We start from the raw sequence: 20,661 nt of genomic DNA, 5'->3' as shown, positions 1-20,661 counted from the left end.
ACTTAAATCTCCTTTGCTTTTTTGATTGCAATCCACACCTCTGAATGTCCTTTGGATGGCTGTCCTTTGCAGACTGGATATATTTCAACATCTGGAAGTCCTGCATATTCATAACCAGAAAACGGTAGAAATTCTGTCAAAAATCTGCGAAAAACACTCTGCACATCTTCCTTAAATACTCCGTCGTTTTCAAAAACAACCCACATACCCTCTGGTATCATGTATTCTACCATTCCCTCTGGCACGGGAATGTTGCTCGAAACAGCAATATAATAATATATATCCTCTGGATTATTATAAACGCTGACTCCTAAAATGCCGTCTGGATTTTTGTTTGATAGCTCTGCTAATTTGGAAATACTGCCATCCAATACTGCCTTTTTCCAGAACGCAGGAACATTCCGCATATTTTCCTCTGCATCTTCAACAAGAGGTATTCTAATTCCTATAATGCGAATATTTTTCTTTTCTTCAATGTGATATGCCATTGCACTGCCTCCCAAAACTTTTATAGAAAATTGGATTGATGGATATGCACACAAGGTACATCCCATACTTTTTGCCGCTATAGGTGCTATCCCGTGTACGCTTTGAAAAGCACGGTTAAAGGATGTTGGAGATGAATACCCGTATTTGTGAGCAACATCAATAACCTTATTATCTGTTCTTTGTAACTCAAATGCAGCCTGTGTCATTTTACGGCGGCGTATGTACTCTGATAGTGACACTCCTGATACATAAGAAAAAATCCGTTGAAAATAATATGTTGAACAACAAGCTATATGAGCTGCTTCATCATAGGATATTTCCTTGTCTAAGTTTTCCTCTATATAATCAATGGCTGCTCCAAGTCTTTTCAACCATTCCATTTACTTACCTCCTCATATATAAGCATACAAGAATACGAGCATATTTTCCTCGCTTTTCATGTCTGCTTTTGTAAACTTATCTATAGTTTATCCGAATAAAAAATTAGTTTCAAGTATGTCAGGCGTGCTTTAATCTCTTGTTACAAGAAATTACACTTCCTATACCAAGAGATTTCACATCGTTTAACTGGAAGCCGCATCTCTGTAAAATATAAGAGTAAAATTTTCAGAGTATAGGTGGTGAGCTAATGGACGAAAGGAACAATAATTTTGACTTCGATTTTACTCCGATAGGACAGGCAATCAAAAAAGCCCGTGAAGCCAGAGGGATGACGAGGGAGCAGCTTTCTGGAATAATCGGCTATGCTCCCAGACACATCCAACCTATCGAAAACGAGGGGCAGTATCCAAGCATCGAGCTGTTTATCCAGCTTATTACGATGTTTGATGTGTCGGTTGACGAGTACATATTCCCCCATAAGGAAGTCGAAAAAAGTTCTGTCCGCAGACGCTTAGACGCACAGCTCAACAGATTGGACGATAAAGAGCTTTCCGTCATAGAAGCAACGGTAAACGGACTATGTAAGGCAAAAGAGCCAGAGGAATAAACCTCTGGTTTTTCTTTTGCCCATTCTTAATATTAATAGGCAGGAATACCGTAGCCATAGATGGAGCTGCTGCCAACCGTATATTGCTTTTGCCTGCAAGCGTCGCCAGAATTACCCTCCACGGTGTAAACAACACCGTTTTCGCATTTCTCCACAATGCCTACATGGTCGGTTTCTCCGTCGCCTTCCCAATCAAAGAAAATAACTGCTCATAGGCTGCGGCAACCTTGCCGCTTTTGTCGTAAGCAAAAATACTTTTGCCTTCTGCGGTAGCTTCCACCGCACGGATAGAATGTGGTATCTCGGTATCAAACACCTTGATTTTCTGACCATATGCACTTTTGACCGTTGCCGTAATTTCCTTAGAAATGTTGGTACAGGGCATTACCATAGTCATTAAGATACCGTCTATCCGCAGCTTTGGGTTGATTTGCCGCTTGACCCTTGATACGGAGCGAAGCAAAAGCTCCAGACCTTTAGCCGAGAGATAGTGGGGCTGTGTCGGGATAATTACACTGTCAGCCGCCGCCAGAGCATTGATGGTTATCATGCCTAAGCTCGGCATACAATCAATAAGCACATAATCGTAATTCTTTTTAACCTCATTGACATAGGTTTTCAGCACACGCTCACGGCTCATTGCATTGATTAGCCTTACCTCAAAGCCCGACAGCTCAATGTTTGACGGAAGTAGGTCAACGCCCTCGCTGTGGTGGATAATACCCTGTGAAACATCAAGTGTTTTATCGTCTATGATGTTCTGCATCACAGTAGAGAGCGTTATGGGAATATCGTCTGGTCTGTTATAACCCAGAGCCATCGTGAGATTTGCCTGTGCATCGGCATCAAGCAGCAGGACTTTTTTACCCTGCTGCACCAGACTTACACCCAGATTGACCGCTGTGGTTGTTTTTCCGACACCACCCTTCTGGTTAGTCAGAGCAATTACTTTGCAATTTGACATAGATGCGTCCTCCTTTCACATAGATTTAGCCACTTTGTCAAGGTAGCTATGTAACAGTACCAGAGAACGCAAAAAAGCCGCCTACTCTTAAAATCAATAAGAATAAGCGGCTTTGAAATTTGCCTTAGACATATTCAATTTTCATTCTCTTGGACGGTGCATTTATGACCTTAAAAATAAGCTCGTCAACACAATCCGTATATCTGCCTTGCTGTATGAGCTGATTTTTTAACTCTACAAGGCTATGTATCAAAAGTTTTCTTTCGTAGCTATCCAAATACAGATGATTAAATTTCTCTCTCATAAGCACACCTCCACTTCTTTAGCTTCATTATAAGTTTCGGAAAAATAATATACAAATCTATAACTGGGAGATTTTGATAAAAACTCATTTCTATCATAAATTTCTTCCATCTAAATACTGGATTGCGGTTGAAATTAAAGACAGGCAACGTTTATAAAAATATTCATAATGCCTTTTATCCTGAATATCCGTTTTTGTTGTTTCATGGTGTCGAATTCTAAAATTATTGCCAAGTATGGTAAGCTCATGAAATTCCTTTTCAAATAATTCTAAAAACGGCTGTTGATTATTACCCATATCCATTATAATCTTATTAACCGATTTCTTCTTATCTACAGTCGATGAGCAGTAATATGTCTTTAGTCTCTCAAATGCATCCCAAAGTTTCTCCACTGCAATTTGCAAATTGTTTTCATCATAATATTTTGAAGCCTCTTGTAATAACTCTTTCAGTCCTACTTCTTGAACAGACACTAAGGAATTTTTATTTATCTGGGTATCAAATGTATTCATTAGCTTTCCCTTGGAAAGCTGAAACGGTATCTCATTCAGTTTTAATATAGCATTAATCTGTGGTTCAAAGTCATCTGAGATACTATGTTTCGCAAAAAACTCTATTGCGTCCAACACGCAAAATGGAGAATTAGAAAGTATGAATACTTGCAAATCAGCAGTTTCAACATATTCTTTTTTATCATTATAACACTTTGGCACATAAAATTGCCTTATTTCATTGAAAACATCCTCAGCTACTGTTGTATTATAATTCCATCCCGTTTCGTCAGTCGCTTGATATACGATATTATATCGCTCCAGAAACTGATAAATTTGATTTCTCGCTTTCCGCTTTATGGACAATACTATCTTTTTTGCTTTTATGTCCTTTGCATTTCGTTGAGAATATGGAATAAACAACGTATTATCTTCTTGCTGATATATTCTCCATCCATAAACATCACGATTGGATATTTTCTCAGCAGGGTAAATCTCATAACCGTCATTTTGTAATAGCTTGTTAGTTGCCACTAAAAATTCTTTCCAATATCCCTTATCATATCGAACAGCAGGGTGAAATACTTCGCAAAGAAATTTTAAATATACTTCATCGCTACCATCTTGTAAATTGAATCTTTTGTCTTCAAAAACCCAGCAGTATGGATAATCATCATTATTCACTGTATGTTGCCAAATATCCTGTTCTGCATTTGCAAATCTTGAATCAAAACTTGGCATTCTCTCCAAATCATATAATCTTTTAAGAAAATCTATTTCTTCAAGGCGACCATAATAATTATAAGTAACGGTTCGGGTTTGAAAAAATTCGTCTATCTCTAATCCATTCTGAAATAAATCTAAAATATCTCGCTTTGTTATTTCTGTAATACGGTTCACTCCATTTTCCTCCTTTCAAGCATATTCAGCACTTATATATTGCTTCCCAAATATTTTAAAGAAAAGCGTACCACTATTTTTAATGATACGCTCACCATTATTAAATCACTTCAAAATGCTTCAATGCATCCTTTATCGCTTCCACTTTCTCCGCTGTCGGATGTTTCCTCGGCTGTTTCAATTCTTCTACCGCATTAGGAGCATCATACATTGGCAAGCCTAAATCTCTCTTTACCTCTGCGATATATGCGGTATGTACTTTGAAGCCGTATTTAGCTTCTATGTACTCCTTTATCATTTTGTAGGTCACTCGTTCTTTGGGCTTATAGCTTTCAGCTCTTTTAGCGATATTATCAAGCGGAACCTTTCCCTCACCCTCACCAAACTCAACTTTTACGTTGATATGTCCGTCTGGCTTTTTGTGGGAAAGCAGTACTACCGTCTCATCTGTACTCTCGTTGTCCCAATCCACGCCTAATACATTTCTGCCATTCATATATATAGGAAATTTAAACCGGAGACCTTTTAATATTCTGCCATCCTTTTGCTCTTCCTCATAGATAAACACATCAGACAGGAAGCTCTTCAAAAATGTCTTCTTTTCCAGATCTGTAAATTTATCATACAGCTTATCAAAGAATAAAAGGAACTGGTAAACATTATCTTCTGAGATTTTGTCCTGCCTGATATTATATAGTCTTGTTTCGACTTCTTCCATGGCATTCTCAATATCAGTGATTTCATCATATAGCTTGTCCAAACGTTCCTGCATGTCATTATATTTTTTGTCATAATTCTTATCGGATACAGATAAATGATCCATCTGGTCAGCAAGCCTGTTTTTCGCCCCGGTTGTCTGGTTCAGTCTGTCTTTTAATCCATCATATTCCCGATCAAGCTCCGAAGTATCAATGCTGCTTCCTATCTGCTTACGGATTTCCTGCTCAAACTTTGGATTCTTCACAAATTTACGAATTATCTCCTCTACTGCCGCATTTATCCTGTCTTCATTCCACTGTCTTTTATATGTACAGCGGTGTCCGTCCACAAGCTTCCTGTGTTTGCAGGCATAATAAAAATAATCTTTATAATAGCCTCCATCCGGATGCTTCTTGCGGTTTACATTGCCATACATACCGCTTCCACAGACAGGACACTTAATAATTCCGGATAAAATATGCTCATGTTCAAGGCTGTGCGTTTTTACCTGTAAAACACCTGTCTCCTGACGCTTTCTGTGTGCCTGATTCCACATTTCTTCTGATATGATTGCCTCATGAATTCCATCACTTAACAAGTAATCCTTTTGTTTTACGATATGATATTCATTCCTTGTTCCCGGAATCTTCTCATTTTTTCTTCTGCCAAATGCAAGCTTACCGCAATATATCGGATTGTCCAGCACACCCTTGACGAATGATGTAGAAAAACCTTCGATTGTGTTATTCTGGCGAAGCTTTTTCTTATAACCACTGTTATTTAAAAATGCAGCTATCGCAGCCATTCCCATCGTTGTATTGACGAATTTATCATATATAATACGGATAATCTCTGCCTCATCCTCTGCAATGATAAGCTCACCATTTACCAGCTGATAGCCATATGGTGCAAATCCGCCGTTCCATCTGCCTTCTCTCGCTTTCTGTCGGCGGCCTTCCATTGTCTGGACAAGGATATTCTCACGCTCTATCTCTGCTACCGCAGATAACACAGATATCATCAGTTTCCCGGCATCCTTGGAACTGTCAATCCCATCCTCTACACAGATAAGATTAACCCCATAATCCTGCATTTTCTGCAATGATGATAAAATATCTGCGGCATTTCTTCCAAATCGTGACAGCTTAAATACCAGCACATAATCAACATTGTCTTTGCCACTTTCTATATCCGCAAGCATCTGCTTAAACTGTGGTCTGCCTTCCACGCTTTTGCCAGATTTACCCTCATCAGAATATTCACCAACGATAGACATTTCCTGATAATCTGCGTATTTTCTAAGCTTGTCCTTCTGTGCATCAAGACTGTAACCATCTACCTGCATGGAAGTGGAAACTCTTGTATATATGTAACATTTCTGCTGTTTTTTCATCAGATGTTATCTCCTTTTTACTTCCTTGGAAACTTCTTTAATACTTTCAAGATATGCTTTTTCGACTGGTGTTAAAGTAATCTCCTGATATTTTCTGTATTCTGACTTTGCTTTCTCCAATGCCTGTTTATGACTTACAGAACCGGAACCAGTTAAAAGCTTTCTGTTTCCTGATGACAACACACTATCCAGCTGCTTTACATAATCATCCATATACATAGGTTTATGTTCAATTGCATTAATTTCTGCCAAATCAAAATAACCAGATACAAGATTGTTTAATACTTTGAGTTCATTTTCCTCAAGATAATTCTTTGCAATTCCTATATCCTTTAATGCTGGTAATTCACCTGAAAATGAAGTAAGTCCCATAAATGGCTTTTCTGCATCTGCCCGCTGATATATGACCTCTGCCGCAGTATGACCATGTGCTGCATAGTGAAGTTTATTCTGAACAATTTTAAAGAATCTAACTGACTCTTCGCTATGAGGATTGTAATCTACACTTGTAGCATACAAATCAAGAACCTGACGATACAAGACCTTTTCTGAAGATCTTATATCCCTGATTCTGTCAAGTAACTCTTTCCAGTAATTTCCTCCACCATTACCTTTCAAACGCTCATCATCTATCGTAAATCCCTTAATCATATATTCTTTTAACCGCTTTGTCGCCCACTGCCTGAATCTTGTTGCAATCACTGATTTAATACGGTATCCAAGAGATATTATCATATCAAGATTATAATGAGGAATCTGCCTTGTCACCTCACGATTTCCTTCTTTTCGAACCTGTCGGAAATTCCGACAGGTTGAAATTTCGTCTAATTCACCCTCCTCATAAATATGCTTAATATGTTCTACTACATTTGTTCGAGAAGTTTGGAATAACTCTGACATCTGCTGTTGTGTCAGCCACACTGTATCATCTTCTATTTTAACTTCTATATTTGTCTGTCCATCATCAGTCTGATATATAAGTATTTCCCCATATTCATCGGTTCCAATTTTATCTGCCATAAGCACCTCTCCAATCCATTACTTCTTAGTTATGAAATGTGAACACATGTGTTCACATTTGTCCCAACTAAATCTTATCATCATTCCAACCTCTGTTCAACCAAAACTTTTTCCATTATACATATACAGTGCAAAATAAAAGAGACTCCACTCGCTATGAATGAAGCCTCCTGATATATGTATACATCCTACAGCATATTATCTGCAGGATGCCGGTTGCCTATGCAGCCTTTTCGTCCAGAAGCTGTTTTACTCCACCTAAGTAATAACAGAACCTGTCAAATTGTTTCTGTCTGTTAACTTTCTCGTCATCAATGGAATCCTTGATCATCATACACATCTCTACTTCATCTCTTATCCGTGGTGCATATTTAATAATCATGTCTGCAAGAAAGCTGCAGCAGCGTTCAAAATCCTTGTTCATTGCCAAGCCCCTCCTCAAAATATAATCCTGTGAATGATTCACAGAACATATTTTATCTCAAGACTTTTAAAAATGGAATAGATTTTACCAAACGGCAGTTTTCAAAAAAGCTTACCTGTAAAAAATTAATTTTTCCCATGGTTCATATCCTGCCATGTAGCCGAATTCTTCCTCATTTCTGAATCGTTCAAGAAGTTTTTCTTTTACACCATCTAATATAGCTTCATCAATATCTCTGAATTTCATATGCTTATATAAACCGGACTTTCTAAAATCATACATAGTACCCACATTATCAAGAAGATGTTTTACCACCTTATATGTTCCCTCTACATCTTTCCCTGCACATACAATATCCAGCATTGGCGAATACTCATTATATTTTCCCATTTCCAATGTATGGGCAACTGCCTGTACTTTCCCTGACAGAAATCTCGCATAACCGATATCATTTTCCCGCAATGCCAGTCCAGCCATTGTGGAAAGCACAAAATTAAGTGTACTAAAGCCGGAAAAAATAACATTTTCATATTTCTCATATGCTTCTTTGATTTTTCCCTGCTCTTGGAGTAATCTTCCCTGATAATAACTCTTCATAGGATCGTGTTCTGAAAAATAGTCCAGATATTTTTCTGCCTTGGTGTAATCCTTCTTACGTAAATAAAATCCAAATAAGGAATCTGCTGCATGATGCTGTATCTCTTCATTTTCATCATGTAGTGCCAGCTCATACCATGCGTTAATCTGCTTATCATATTTTTCCGGATTCGTGCATTTATCCGTTATTCTTCTTGCATCAAGCATTACCGCAGCCTGCCAGATAAGCATGTTACAATTCGGATATTCCTTTATAAGTCTCAATGCCCATTCATAAGTCTTTTCATAGCCTTCTTCTGAAAACATCCTGTCCATCTTCCTGATAATTTCTTCGATTTCAGTATCTAAAAGATATTCATGATAAGAAAGTAATGTATCAAGCGAAATATCAAGCAGTCTCGCAATTGGTGCCAGCAGTTCAATATCCGGCTTGGAATTACTATTCTCCCATTTGTTTACAGCCGGTGTCGTCACACCTAATCTGTTTGCCATCTCCTCCTGCGTCATACCAGCTTCTTTTCTATATTTTTTTATAACAACGCCTATATCCATTTGCTTCATCTCCTAAAAAATTCAAAAGCTTTTGTATACTCAGCATATCAGATTCATATAAATTGCACAATTGAGTAGTGTTTAATTTTTATTCAAATTAATTAACCAATAAGAAATGTTGTATGATTAATCTGCTGTCTTGGCTGCTTTGATACTTCTTAGGTTGACGGCTAGATACGCATTAGAGATGTCTCCATCCAAATGCTGTTCTAGCAAGGGATTTTTCCCTTGAACCCTTTGTTTATTATATGTGGTGGCGCTTTTTGCCCCCATTTTATCATTTTGGTGGCGCTTTCTGCCACCACTTTACGATTTTGACGGCGCTTTTTGCCACCACTTTTTATGTTCTGATTTCATTGTAATCTTGTTTAGATTCCAGATTTCAAAAACGGGGGCGCAAAATGGAGCCATTTTTGAATTCTGGGGGCGCTTTTCGCCCCCAAATAGTGAAAGTGGGGGCACTTTCTGCCCCCACTAAGGAAATATTGCTAAAATACAGTTTAGATTTACCATACACACAAACTGAAATTTATCTATTAACATTCTTAACTTTCCCCTATTTTCAAGGCTTTCTGCCATTGAAAATTCTATATATGTATCCTTTTCCCTTGTTTTTGCCCTTATGGGATAATCACAAGGGAATTTTCATTATTCAGTTGTTTAATCATTGCCTGCCACTTTATCAAGAAGTCTTGCGGAAGTCCGCTTTGCTTCCCTTGTAGCATGGGCATAGACATTCATGATGGTACTCACATCTGAGTGTCCTAGCAGTTCCTGCACATCCTTAGGCTGAGCCCCGTTGGATAAGAGGTTTGTCGTGTAGGTATGCCTTAATGTGTGGAAATGGAAACCTTCAATCTCCGGTACTTTTCTTCCTGCCGTCCGGCAGGCTGTTTCTATGGTTGCCGGAAGTTCCAGACAGCCATCCACCCTTAAGCATACAAAGAAGATTTCGGTGTAATCCTCCGGCACATTTTCTGTCATTCCCAAATGGTAATACTCGTAATGCACCCGATTCTTTTCCATTACCTCTCTGTAAAAATACCGCTGATAAAGTTCTCCATACTGAAAACGATTTACTTACTAAGAAAAAAGAGCTTGAAAGCAAGATTGCCACCAAAGAGGAAGAGATCCGAACTCTCAAAGCCAGATTATCCAATATCGTCAGAGAGCATGAATTTGCAACAGTACAAGACTTCTACACAGCATTCTATACTGCACAGCGTGCCTTTGACGCATATCAGAAAGAACGTTCTAAGTGGGAAGAAGCATACGGAGAGAAAGTTACTCCAAAGTTCGAAACCATACACGACAAAATAAAAAGGTATCAGGAAAAGTCTGACAACCAGAACGCCAATCGACCTTATCAAAGCAAAGATAAAGGGGCGAGATAATCGCCCCTCAATTTCATTGCTTAATTTTTCCAAAAATGAAGTTCAGAACACTCATCATCAAGAAATCACACTAAACTTCCATTATTGAAATCAATTTGATTAATTGCTATAGTAATCAGCTCTTCAATATTTGATAGCTATATAATTTTTTCATATTTTCACTTTTTCTTCTCTCAGCCTCTTCCAGCGCCTCATTATATAAACTCTTGTCAGAATATACTTTATCCCGAGGATATACAATACTTTCGATAATACCATGAAACAAATCATCATAAGCCATTTCTTTCGTATAGCCATCACCAACATTTCCTGCATCAATTTGTGCGTATAATTCATCCAGATGCTGCTGGAAATACGTTTGAAAATCATCATGGTTATCTGTTTTAATCAAGACAAGAGATTCCCCTTCAAAAGTATCACATGCGCGCAATTTATTAATCGAATATTCCTTTAAAAAATCAATAAAAGAATCTAAATCATAAACTCGATTGAATATAGGCATCAAACGTTCCTTCACATATAAAGCCGTCGCTGAAATAATCTCTTCCATTGTATCTTCGGTATATTCAAAACTTACTCTTGCTTCATTTCGTGGAAGGAATGAATTTAAATCCTGTCCAGCATACAATATTGATTTTTTATCGATAGAAGAATGATAGGTAGAAATAATTCCTGCAGTAAGGAAAAATCCTTTTGCCCCTTTATTCCATGCCGGAGCTGTTTTTACTCCAAAAAAAGCCATCAAATCTTCGTTGAGCATTTTAACAAAAACATTCAATTTTGAGCAATATCGAAAACCCTCTGTTTGAAATGTTTCACCAAAAATAAGTTTAAACTGTGAATTAAACGACATAAAAAATCTCCTTTGTTATAGTCCAAACATCAACCTGTATGCAAGATAGAATGATGCGACATCATCTGCAATTCCGCCACCACCTGTAATCACATCTTCTGCAATTGTTCCTCCAACGATAAGAACAGTTGCTACAGTTCCCCAGAATTGAATATCTTGCAATCAATTCCAATTCGGTACCCCTCCATCGATGTTATATCACTTCCTCTGACAGAACAGAATATTGTTTCTGAGCCAGTGAATTTTAAGAAATAATTCAAGCATACTATTTCATATATACATGCTGTATCAAACAACAAAAACACATCTTTTTTCATGATGTTTTTCCTCCAACAAGTTCATATTTTCCAGCTCGATCAACTGGATTTTTCGCATTATTTCTGTTGTGCCTTAACAAAAATGCTTTCTGTTACAAGGGCTATCGTTATAAAAGCTCCTACAAGGGAGTAATTGTTTAATCCATACATCAACGGCATAAGAGAAATAATTGCTGTAATAATCGAAAGAACAAACAAGGCGTTAAAAACGCTATCCTTCTTCAAAGAAATCAACGAAAGCAACAAGATAACAACAGTAAGTATGCCTGTAATAAGTGGAGCAAAATTTGCATATCCAAACGGTATAAGGCTAAAGTATGAAAATGTTTCTCTTACTCTTTCTGTTGGAGATGGAGCAAAAGTACAAACTGCTCCCAGTGGTAATGCTTCTAACACTATTGTTAAAGCCGGAAAAACCACTAAGCTGATTTTTTTCATGTTGTGTACCTCCGTCTACAAATTCCGATTTATCAAACTCCTTTTATTTCTGCTGAATCATCTTAAAATGCTTCAATGCCTCCACAATTGCACTTTCTTTATCTTCTGGGCACTGTGGCTGCCTGCTATCTTCATTTTTAGGTAAATTATAATTCTTTCCAACCTCAATTCCGCATTTTCTCTTTACCTGTGAAATATACAGATTGGAAACCTTCATGCCAGCATTATGTTCAGCCACATACTTCTTTATCTCATCATATGTTGCCTTAGTCTCTGCAGATATTATATCCACATCATCAAGTTCAATCGTAACATTAATGTAATCATCCGCCTTTTGTTTCAGTTGGGACAAAAGAACAACCGTCTCCACATGCCCCGTATGCGGAAACTGGTCCACTGCTACCGCTCTCTCCACTTCATATCCATTCCCGCACAATATCTTAACATCCCTTGCAAGTGTTGCGCTGTCACATGAGACATATACGATTCGTTTAGGTAACATCTTGACCATTGTATCAAGAAGCACTTCATCGCAGCCTTTTCTTGGTGGATCAACCACTATTACATCCGCTTTTACACCTTGTTCCTTATACATCTTAGGAATTACTTCCTCAGCTTTTCCAACATAAAACTCTGCATTATCTATGTTATTAATCTTAGCATTATTATTAGCATCAGCTATCGCTTCAGGAACTATCTCAACACCATATACTTTCTTTGCTTTTTGTGCAAGGAAAAGAGAGATTGTACCAATTCCACAATATAGGTCAAATACTGTCTCATTACCGGTAAGAGACGCATATTCAAGTGCTTTCTCATAGAGTTTCTTAGTCTGCACAGGATTTACCTGATAGAATGACTTAGGTGATATCTGATATTTTACATCGCCGATATAATCTGTAATATAATCACTTCCCCATACAGTAACTGTCTTATCTCCAAGAATAACATTCGTCTTATTACAATTTACATTATAAGATATACTTGTCATTCCATCTATATCTTTAAGATAATCATACAATCTGTCAGCATGTGGAAGTTTCTTAGAATTCACTACAACGCATACCATTAACTCACCTGTTGTAAATCCTTTTCTAATAAGGATATGTCTTACAATACCTGTATGCTTCTCCTCGTTATATGGTGCAATATGATTATCTTCCATATATCTCTTAATTCTAAGAAGAATCTTCTCATTCTCTTTGACTCCAAGATGACAATTATAATTCTCAATAATTGAATGGGTTCTGCCTGCATAAAATCCCATGATTATATTGCCATTAGCATCACTTCCAACCGGATACTGTGCTTTATTACGATAATTATAAGGATTCTCCATACCTATCACAGGCTCAAGTGTAATATCACTAAGCCCGCCTATTCTCTTAAGATTATTAAGCACAAGATTATTCTTGAATTCAAGCTGCTTCTTATATGACATATGCTGAATCTGACATCCGCCACATCTTCTTGCAAACTCACATCTTGGTTCTACTCTGTCAGGTGAAGGCTCAATTATACTCATAAGCCTTGCAAAAGCATAATTCTTCTTAGCTTTCATAATCTTAACTTCAACTTTATCTCCTATAACAGTGTCCTTAACAAAAAGGGTATAGCCATCAATCTTGCCTATACCCTCTCCGTCAGTACTCATATCTGTTATATCAACTACATACATATCATTTTTATTAACAGAAATCATACATCCTCCATCTAATTATCGCTTGTTCTTCGTATATTGCTGTCTAACAGTCTATTAAATCCAAGCCACTCACTCTTACCTTCATTCGCTGCAAATATCTCTGTAAGCGTCTCCATCTTAGCATCAAGATTATCTGCAAAATTAAGTGCAAGTGCTTCAATTAATGCCGGTTTCTTAGGTGATCCATATTCATATTCACCATGATGTGCAAGTATACAATGTTTAAGTTCACTTGCAACTTTTGGTGGAAAACCATCTATTGTTCTTATTCTCTCACCAATCATCTCAACACCCATAACAATATGTCCGAGTAAATTACCATCATCTGTATAATCATTCTCAGGGAATGTTGATATCTCTCTTAATTTACCCATATCATGGAACATAGCTGCTGCAAGTATAAGATCTCTATTAATGACCGGATATGTATCCGCATAAAAATCACACAACTTAGTTACACCAAGTGTATGCTCAAGCAGACCACCTATGAATCCATGATGAACGCTCTTAGCTGCAGAATGAAACTTGAATGCTTTTACGAATTCTTCATCTTCAACAAAAAAACTTCTGACAAGCTTAGCTATATATGGATTATTAATCTTCTTAACATATCCTAAAAGCTCTGCATACATCTCTTCTACATCTCTCTTGCTTGATGGAAGAAAATCCTTAGGATCATATTCACCTTCACCACATCTTCTTACACGTCTTATATTAAACTGTAACATCCCATTAAAACTTGTTACATCTCCACTTATCTCAATATAATCAAGTGCGTCAAAATCATCAATTCCTGATGAATTAGGCTCCCATATCTTAGCATCCATACAGCCTGTTTTGTCTTGAATTATTACATTCTCGTATGATTTTCCTGTTTTTGTTGTTGCTGAAGACTTCTGTTTACACATATATACAGAAGTAATTCTATCGCCTTCATGCAATGTTTCTATATATCTCACTTTTTTCCTCCACTTCCGGCAACATACCGGCTATTTTATTTATACATATAATAGACCAGATCTCTACCCTATCTTAGTCACTTATTATACTTATTCTACACCAACAGTACACTGAAATTCAATTCCAATATAACCATCACGTCCCTGACGCATCGCATTAACCATTATAACATCTCCTGGCGAATATGAATAGAGCAATTGCTGATATTCTTCCATAGTCTCAATGCTCTGTCCATTAATTCCGGTAATAATATCTCCACTTTGTATACCGCTCACGAATGCCGGTGAATCCTGCTTAGAACTCGTTACATATACACCTGCCGGGAATCCATAGCTTGTCTTCATTGACTGTGTCACCGACTGGCCATATATTCCAAGACATGAAACATCTCTATTATTAGAGAGCTGCTGCATAAGTATCTTAAGATCAGATATCGAATATGCTGTTATAAGTCTCACTCCATCTGATACTTCACCATCATATTTTGATGTTGCAATTCCAACTACCTGTCCATCCATATTGAGAAGTATTCCTGTTCCACCATTATAACATGTTATATTCGTATTAATTATTGTATAACTTCCATCTGTCTCCTGCACTACTTTTTTTACACCGGTTGCAATACCATAATTCATGGTATTATTATATCCAAATATATTACCAATCGCTATAAGCGGCTCTCCAAGTTCAACCATATACGAATTACCAAGATTAGCAACTTCTATCTTATCAAGATCCGCAACATTAAGAACACTTTTATCAACTGCAACAACTGCAAGATTAGTAGCTGTATCACCTTTTAACAAAGTTGCATCAACTGTATTGCCACTTGCAAGCAGGACTCTTATATTATCTGCGCCACTTATCGCATCATAGTTAGTAAGAACTAATATTCTAGTATCATCACCCGCTATAATCACACCTGATGTATTTCCATTCTTCTCGTAAGAATTATCAAACCAGTCAACTTCATTAACAACTGACACAACTGTCACAAGTGAGTTCATCCCACTATCTGCTACATCCATAAGTGCGGCATACATAGATTTATAATCATCTTTAGTAAGTTCTCTTTTCTCAATAGCACTCTGTACTATATCTTCTATAGGCTGTGTCTGAGTCTGTGTCTCCTCATCTTCTGTAGTATCTTCATCAAGTGTAAATGTAATTGTCGGACTCTCAGGCTCTTCATCGTTATTCTTAAGCTTACCGGCTACAGATGAAAAAAACACAAAAAATATAGCTGCAACAGTGCCAAATAATGCTGCTGATGCAACGATTTTAAGTGCTTTCATCATGGTTTTTTTAATTTTTTTTCTAGGATTAGGTGCAATCTGCTCTGTATAAAGACTATACTCCTTATCATTTTCTTTGTGTTCCTCATTACCCGATGCCCGCATATTATATCTCTCCTTGCAAAAAATATACTCATAATTATTGACTATTATACACAACGTATATGAACATTTTATGACAAAGATGTAAAATAAATAATGCACTCCGAAAAAACGTTTGAAGTTTTACCATATATAAGGTAAAATGTAACCGAAACCCTCACAAATACAATAATAATAAGGAAGATAACGATATGAATAGCAAAGTATTAAAAACACTTGAATACAATAAAATAATCGAAAAACTTACTGCTCTTGCTTCATCATCAATGGCAAAAGAAAAATGTGAAAAACTTGTTCCTTTATCAGATATAGATGAAATAAAACTTATGCAAAAGAACACTTCAGATGCGCTAAGCCGTATTTTTCAAAAAGGAAGTGTATCTTTCTCCGGTTTAAAAGATGTAAGAGCCTCAGTAAAAAGACTTGAAATCGGAAGTATTCTGTCAATGGCAGAGCTTTTAGCAATAAGCAGCGTCCTTGACGTTACTAACAGAGTAAAAGCTTTTTCAAGACAGGAAAATGACGAGATCGAAAAAGATTCTCTTGACGATATGTTTGAAGTTCTCGCACCATTAACTCCTGTTAACAATGAGATTAAACGCTGTATTATCTCTGATGAAGAGATGAGTGATGACGCAAGCCCTACGCTTAAGTCAATCAGACGTGCAATGCGTAATGCTAATGAGAAGATCAGAGCAGAACTTACTTCTATCGTAAGTTCACAGACACAAAGAACATATCTTCAGGAATATGTTGTAACACAGCGAAATGGCCGTTACTGTATCCCTGTCAAATCCGAATATAAATCTCAGGTTCCAGGTATGATTCATGACCAGTCACAGACTGGTTCAACAATATTCATAGAGCCAATGTCAGTAGTAAAGCTTAATAATGAGCTAAAAGAACTTGAGATCAAAGAACATGATGAGATAGAAGTAATTCTTGGAAGACTTACTAACGAAGTAGCTGCATATGCAGAAGATATCACTAAGAATGTTACAACACTTACAGACCTTGATTTTATATTTGCAAAAGCAGGGTTATCAAAATTAATGAAAGCATCCGAGCCTTCAATTAACGAAGACGGCTATATTAATATCAAAAAAGGCCGCCATCCACTTATAGATCCTAAAAAAGTAGTGCCAATAGATGTATATCTTGGTGATGAATTCACTTCACTTATCATAACAGGACCTAATACAGGTGGTAAGACAGTTTCTCTAAAGACTGTCGGACTTCTCTCTCTTATGGGACAGGCAGGTCTTCATATTCCTGCTTTTGATGGTTCATGTATATCAGTATTTGAAGAGATCTATGCAGACATAGGTGATGAACAAAGCATTGAGCAAAGCCTTAGTACATTCTCATCACATATGACTAATATTGTAAAGATACTTGATAAAGCCAACTATCGCTCACTTGTACTATTCGATGAATTATGTGCAGGAACAGATCCTACAGAAGGTGCTGCACTTGCAACAGCAATACTTACTTCACTTCACAAGAGCGAAGTAAGAGTAATGGCAACAACACACTACAGTGAACTTAAAGTCTATGCACTTACTACTGACGGAGTATGTAATGCCTGCTGTGAATTTAATGTTGAGACATTAAGCCCTACATACCGTCTGTTAATAGGTATTCCTGGAAAAAGTAACGCATTTGCAATATCAAGCAAATTAAACCTGCCTTCTTACATTATTGACAATGCAAAAAAACTTCTTAATTCACAGGATGAAGCTTTTGAAGACTTACTCTCAGAACTTGAGACTAACAGAGTAAAGATTGAAAAAGAAAAAGCCGAAATTGAAGCTTACAAAGCCGAGATTGAAACACTCAAAAAAGAACTTGAAAGCAAAAATGAACAAATCGCAGCGAAAAAAGAAGCTATACTTAGAAATGCCAATGAAAAAGCCAATGAGATTCTTACAGAAGCTAAAGATTATGCTGACGAGACAATCAAGAAATTTAATAAATATGCAAAAGCAGCACCTGAACTCAGAGATATGGAAAGAGATCGTGAAAAACTTCGTGGAAAACTCGGCAAAGTTCAGAATCATCTTGCAATCAAGAATACCAAAGCACCTAAAAAGCTTCACAAACCTGAAGATTTTAAACTTGGTGATAAAGTAAAAGTATTAAGCCTTAATCTAGAGGGTACAATAAGTTCAAAACCTAATGCAAAAGGTGAAGTATTTGTACAGATGGGTATTCTCCGCTCTCAGGTTAATATCAAAGATCTTGAGATAATTGACGAGCCTGTAGTTACAGGTCCTAATATGTCAAAAACAGGTCAGGGTAAGATAAAGATGTCTAAGTCATTCTCTATCTCACCAGAGATTAACCTTATCGGCAATACTGTTGATGATGCACTTGCAATATTAGACAAATATCTTGATGATGCCTATTTGTCACACCTTCCTAAAGTTCGTGTCGTTCATGGAAAAGGTACAGGAGCTTTAAGAAATGCTGTACATCAGCATCTAAAACGTCAGAAAAATGTTAAATCTTACCACCTTGGTACATTTGGTGAAGGCGATGCAGGTGTTACAATCGTAGAATTTAAATAAATTGGGGGATTATTTAATGACAGTTAAACAAAGAATATTAATAGTAGATGATGATAATAATATCGCTGAATTAGTATCACTCTACCTTATCAAGGAATGTTTTGAAACAATGATTGTTAACGATGGAGAAAGTGCACTAAAAGCCAATCAGACTTTTAGGCCTAACCTTATTCTTCTCGATCTTATGCTGCCTGGTATGGATGGCTACCAGGTATGCCGAGAGATAAGAAAAGACTCACCCGTTCCAATAATTATGCTTTCTGCAAAAGGCGAGATTTTTGATAAAGTCTTAGGTCTTGAACTTGGTGCAGATGACTATATGATAAAACCATTTGATACCAAAGAACTTATAGCCAGAATCAAAGCTGTATTAAGAAGATATACAACAAAACCAATTCCGGTTGATTCTGTTCAAAAAGGTGAGTATGTTGAATATCCTGACCTTACAATCAATCTTACTAATTATTCAGTTATATACAAAGGTGAATCCCTTGAGATGCCTCCAAAAGAACTGGAATTATTATATTTTCTTGCTTCATCACCTAACCAGGTATTCACAAGAGAACAGCTTCTTGACCACATCTGGGGCTATGAATATATTGGTGATACTAGAACTGTTGACGTTCATATCAAACGTCTCAGAGAAAAGATAAAAGATCATCCAAACTGGTGCATATCAACCGTTTGGGGAATTGGATACAAATTTGAGGTGAAACGATGAACCGGACACTTAATTCCAAATTCGTAATCGGATATATAGTCTTTGCAATATTGAGTCTTATAACAGTGGCAACAGTTTCTAACAAACTCTTTTATAAAAATCTTATAAAAGAAGAAGTTGACTCAATGTATCGAGAAGCTAATACCATTGTAAATGCTTATGCATCGTCATATTTTAGCAGTAAATCGACAATGGATGAGACTTCTCTTGAGCTTAAAAGACTTGATACAATGATGGACAGACAGATATGGATTATTGACACTACAGGTGCAATTGTATTAGATACACGCAAGCAGACAAGCAAGACAAGCGAGATCCCTGAAGTCATTGAAGAATTTGATCCAACTGCCAATGGCGGCAAATATTATCAACAGGGTGATTTTTATGGCTATTTTGACGAAGAGATGATAACTGTAATGTCACCAATCACTTCTCATTATAGCATACGAGGTTATGTTCTTATTCACGAACCTGTTGATAATATTATTCCACGAAAAGACAGTTATCTTATAATTACTTTTATCATGGTATTTATGGTATTTGCATATTCTATGGTATTCTTAATTATATTCAGAATGTGGGTTCTTCGCCCACTTAGGAAGATAACAGTAGCTGCCGGAGAATATGCCGGTGGCAATCTTAAATATGAACTTAATGTACAATCAGATGATGAGATGGGTAATCTTGCTAATGCTATGAGCTATATGGCAAAAGAACTTAATGAGACAGAGGAATATCAACGTAAGTTCATCTCCAATATATCACATGACTTTCGTTCTCCTCTTACCTCAATAAAAGGCTACCTTGAAGCTATGCTTGATGGTACAATTCCTCAGGAATTACAAGGCAAATACTTAAATATTGTTATCAATGAAACTGAACGTCTTACCAAGCTTACAAGTTCACTTTTGACACTTAATAAGATGGATAGCAAGGAAGCACGCCTTGAGATAACACGTTTTGATATCAACCAGATGATCAAACAGGTTATTCTCACATTCGAAGGTACATGTTCATCTAAGAATATCAAATTTAATCTAATATTCGATGAAAAAGAGAATTATGTTCTTGCTGATTATAGTAAGATTCAACAAGTTCTCTATAACCTGATTGATAATGCAATAAAATTCAGTAAAACTGACTCTTTTATACATATAACCACTACTGAAAAAGGTGATAAAGTCTTCATCTCTGTCAAAGATACCGGAATTGGTATTCCTAAAGAGAGTATTCCTAAGATATGGGATCGTTTTTATAAATCAGACTTATCACGAGGCAAAGACAAGAGAGGAACAGGACTTGGACTTTCAATAGTTAAAGAGATTCTTAATACGCATAAAGAGAATATTAATGTCATAAGTACTGAAGGTGTTGGAACTGAATTCATATTCACACTTTCTAAAGCGAAAGATAATATATAATAATGTGCAATAATATACAAGCTCCAAAACACCTAATATATCAATAAAAAACACATTCTTTGTTTT

At 36.7% G+C, this 20,661-nt stretch carries 18 protein-coding genes and 2 pseudogenes; 4 read left to right on the top strand and 16 right to left on the bottom strand.

Going from position 1 to position 20,661, the window contains the following annotated elements; genetic code table 11:
* Positions 1-2 precede the first annotated feature (2 nt).
* Entirely contained in the window at positions 3-869 is an 867-nt protein-coding gene (locus tag KQI85_RS03560) for an AraC family transcriptional regulator (RefSeq protein ID WP_216574711.1), read from the bottom strand.
* A gap of 248 nt (positions 870-1,117) precedes the next feature.
* Between KQI85_RS03560 and KQI85_RS03555 the strand changes: the two genes are divergently transcribed.
* On the top strand, positions 1,118-1,477 hold the full coding sequence (locus KQI85_RS03555) for a helix-turn-helix transcriptional regulator (RefSeq protein WP_216574710.1): 360 nt from the start codon (positions 1,118-1,120) through the stop codon (positions 1,475-1,477).
* Positions 1,478-1,509: 32 nt separating this feature from the next.
* Here the strand turns inward: KQI85_RS03555 and KQI85_RS03550 are convergent.
* From KQI85_RS03550 to KQI85_RS03480, 15 genes and pseudogenes are all read right to left on the bottom strand, one after another.
* Positions 1,510-1,683, bottom strand: a pseudogene (locus KQI85_RS03550) (CHAP domain-containing protein); the annotation flags it as partial.
* The gene (locus KQI85_RS03545) at positions 1,638-2,441 is read right to left on the bottom strand and encodes a ParA family protein (RefSeq protein WP_216574709.1); all 804 of its coding nucleotides are present in this window, start codon (positions 2,439-2,441) and stop codon (positions 1,638-1,640) included. The pseudogene KQI85_RS03550 and the gene KQI85_RS03545, both read right to left, overlap by 46 nt.
* 124 nt (positions 2,442-2,565) lie before the next feature.
* Positions 2,566-2,745 carry a hypothetical protein gene (locus tag KQI85_RS03540; RefSeq protein WP_118445739.1) on the bottom strand — a complete coding sequence of 60 codons (180 nt, stop codon included), beginning with the start codon at positions 2,743-2,745 and terminating at the stop codon, positions 2,566-2,568.
* A 93-nt stretch (positions 2,746-2,838) separates the two neighbouring features.
* On the bottom strand, positions 2,839-4,137 hold the full coding sequence (locus KQI85_RS03535) for a hypothetical protein (protein WP_216574708.1): 1,299 nt from the start codon (positions 4,135-4,137) through the stop codon (positions 2,839-2,841).
* A gap of 100 nt (positions 4,138-4,237) precedes the next feature.
* On the bottom strand, positions 4,238-6,229 hold the full coding sequence (locus tag KQI85_RS03530) for a recombinase family protein (RefSeq protein ID WP_371820536.1): 1,992 nt from the start codon (positions 6,227-6,229) through the stop codon (positions 4,238-4,240).
* 6 nt (positions 6,230-6,235) lie between these two features.
* On the bottom strand, positions 6,236-7,249 hold the full coding sequence (locus KQI85_RS03525) for a virulence RhuM family protein (RefSeq protein WP_216574707.1): 1,014 nt from the start codon (positions 7,247-7,249) through the stop codon (positions 6,236-6,238).
* Between the two features lie 220 nt (positions 7,250-7,469).
* Positions 7,470-7,673 carry a hypothetical protein gene (locus KQI85_RS03520; protein ID WP_216574706.1) on the bottom strand — a complete coding sequence of 68 codons (204 nt, stop codon included), beginning with the start codon at positions 7,671-7,673 and terminating at the stop codon, positions 7,470-7,472.
* Positions 7,674-7,784: 111 nt separating this feature from the next.
* Positions 7,785-8,822: a helix-turn-helix domain-containing protein gene (locus tag KQI85_RS03515; protein WP_216574705.1), complete on the bottom strand. Its 1,038-nt coding sequence runs from the start codon at positions 8,820-8,822 to the stop codon at positions 7,785-7,787.
* Positions 8,823-9,482: 660 nt separating this feature from the next.
* Positions 9,483-9,899, bottom strand: a pseudogene (locus KQI85_RS03510) (tyrosine-type recombinase/integrase); the annotation flags it as partial.
* A gap of 432 nt (positions 9,900-10,331) precedes the next feature.
* Positions 10,332-11,069, bottom strand: coding sequence for a hypothetical protein (locus KQI85_RS03505; protein WP_015569151.1), 738 nt, complete (start codon positions 11,067-11,069; stop codon positions 10,332-10,334).
* A gap of 15 nt (positions 11,070-11,084) precedes the next feature.
* Positions 11,085-11,231, bottom strand: coding sequence for a hypothetical protein (locus KQI85_RS03500; RefSeq protein WP_216574704.1), 147 nt, complete (start codon positions 11,229-11,231; stop codon positions 11,085-11,087).
* A 212-nt stretch (positions 11,232-11,443) separates the two neighbouring features.
* Positions 11,444-11,824 (bottom strand): hypothetical protein, encoded by a 381-nt coding sequence (locus KQI85_RS03495; protein ID WP_216574703.1) that lies wholly within the window; start codon positions 11,822-11,824, stop codon positions 11,444-11,446.
* Between the two features lie 43 nt (positions 11,825-11,867).
* A complete protein-coding gene (gene rlmD, locus KQI85_RS03490; protein ID WP_216574702.1) occupies positions 11,868-13,526 on the bottom strand; it encodes a 23S rRNA (uracil(1939)-C(5))-methyltransferase RlmD in 1,659 nt (552 codons plus the stop codon).
* An 11-nt stretch (positions 13,527-13,537) separates the two neighbouring features.
* Positions 13,538-14,485: an HD domain-containing protein gene (locus KQI85_RS03485; RefSeq protein WP_216574701.1), complete on the bottom strand. Its 948-nt coding sequence runs from the start codon at positions 14,483-14,485 to the stop codon at positions 13,538-13,540.
* Between the two features lie 90 nt (positions 14,486-14,575).
* Positions 14,576-15,886, bottom strand: a complete 1,311-nt coding sequence (locus KQI85_RS03480; RefSeq protein ID WP_216574700.1) for a S1C family serine protease — start codon at positions 15,884-15,886, stop codon at positions 14,576-14,578.
* Between the two features lie 188 nt (positions 15,887-16,074).
* On the opposite strand from KQI85_RS03480, the gene KQI85_RS03475 reads away from it, so the two are divergent.
* From KQI85_RS03475 to KQI85_RS03465, 3 genes are read left to right on the top strand one after another with little or no spacing between them, the layout of a single operon-like run.
* Positions 16,075-18,453, top strand: coding sequence for an endonuclease MutS2 (locus tag KQI85_RS03475; RefSeq protein WP_216574699.1), 2,379 nt, complete (start codon positions 16,075-16,077; stop codon positions 18,451-18,453).
* 16 nt (positions 18,454-18,469) lie between these two features.
* The gene (locus KQI85_RS03470; RefSeq protein WP_216574698.1) at positions 18,470-19,174 is read left to right on the top strand and encodes a response regulator transcription factor; all 705 of its coding nucleotides are present in this window, start codon (positions 18,470-18,472) and stop codon (positions 19,172-19,174) included.
* Complete coding sequence (locus KQI85_RS03465) at positions 19,171-20,595, top strand: cell wall metabolism sensor histidine kinase WalK (protein ID WP_216574697.1); 1,425 nt, start codon at positions 19,171-19,173, stop codon at positions 20,593-20,595. The genes KQI85_RS03470 and KQI85_RS03465 overlap by 4 nt, the downstream gene beginning before the upstream one ends.
* Positions 20,596-20,661: the final 66 nt, after the last annotated feature.

It is taken from the genome of Falcatimonas sp. MSJ-15 (assembly GCF_018918265.1).
Classification (GTDB): domain Bacteria; phylum Bacillota; class Clostridia; order Lachnospirales; family Lachnospiraceae; genus Falcatimonas.
Note: the sequence above shows the minus strand (reverse complement) of the source record. Positions and strands in the feature narration are given on the sequence as shown.

Coding starts and splice junctions, on each gene's coding strand:
- KQI85_RS03555 (WP_216574710.1), top strand. CDS start 1,118: ATGGACGAAAGGAACAATAATTTTGACTTCGATTTTACTCCGATAGGA.
- rlmD (WP_216574702.1), bottom strand. CDS start 13,526: ATGATTTCTGTTAATAAAAATGATATGTATGTAGTTGATATAACAGAT.
- KQI85_RS03470 (WP_216574698.1), top strand. CDS start 18,470: ATGACAGTTAAACAAAGAATATTAATAGTAGATGATGATAATAATATC.
- KQI85_RS03465 (WP_216574697.1), top strand. CDS start 19,171: ATGAACCGGACACTTAATTCCAAATTCGTAATCGGATATATAGTCTTT.
- KQI85_RS03560 (WP_216574711.1), bottom strand. CDS start 869: ATGGAATGGTTGAAAAGACTTGGAGCAGCCATTGATTATATAGAGGAA.
- KQI85_RS03520 (WP_216574706.1), bottom strand. CDS start 7,673: ATGAACAAGGATTTTGAACGCTGCTGCAGCTTTCTTGCAGACATGATT.
- KQI85_RS03480 (WP_216574700.1), bottom strand. CDS start 15,886: ATGCGGGCATCGGGTAATGAGGAACACAAAGAAAATGATAAGGAGTAT.
- KQI85_RS03515 (WP_216574705.1), bottom strand. CDS start 8,822: ATGGATATAGGCGTTGTTATAAAAAAATATAGAAAAGAAGCTGGTATG.
- KQI85_RS03540 (WP_118445739.1), bottom strand. CDS start 2,745: ATGAGAGAGAAATTTAATCATCTGTATTTGGATAGCTACGAAAGAAAA.
- KQI85_RS03475 (WP_216574699.1), top strand. CDS start 16,075: ATGAATAGCAAAGTATTAAAAACACTTGAATACAATAAAATAATCGAA.
- KQI85_RS03495 (WP_216574703.1), bottom strand. CDS start 11,824: ATGAAAAAAATCAGCTTAGTGGTTTTTCCGGCTTTAACAATAGTGTTA.
- KQI85_RS03505 (WP_015569151.1), bottom strand. CDS start 11,069: ATGTCGTTTAATTCACAGTTTAAACTTATTTTTGGTGAAACATTTCAA.
- KQI85_RS03545 (WP_216574709.1), bottom strand. CDS start 2,441: ATGTCAAATTGCAAAGTAATTGCTCTGACTAACCAGAAGGGTGGTGTC.
- KQI85_RS03525 (WP_216574707.1), bottom strand. CDS start 7,249: ATGGCAGATAAAATTGGAACCGATGAATATGGGGAAATACTTATATAT.
- KQI85_RS03530 (WP_371820536.1), bottom strand. CDS start 6,229: ATGAAAAAACAGCAGAAATGTTACATATATACAAGAGTTTCCACTTCC.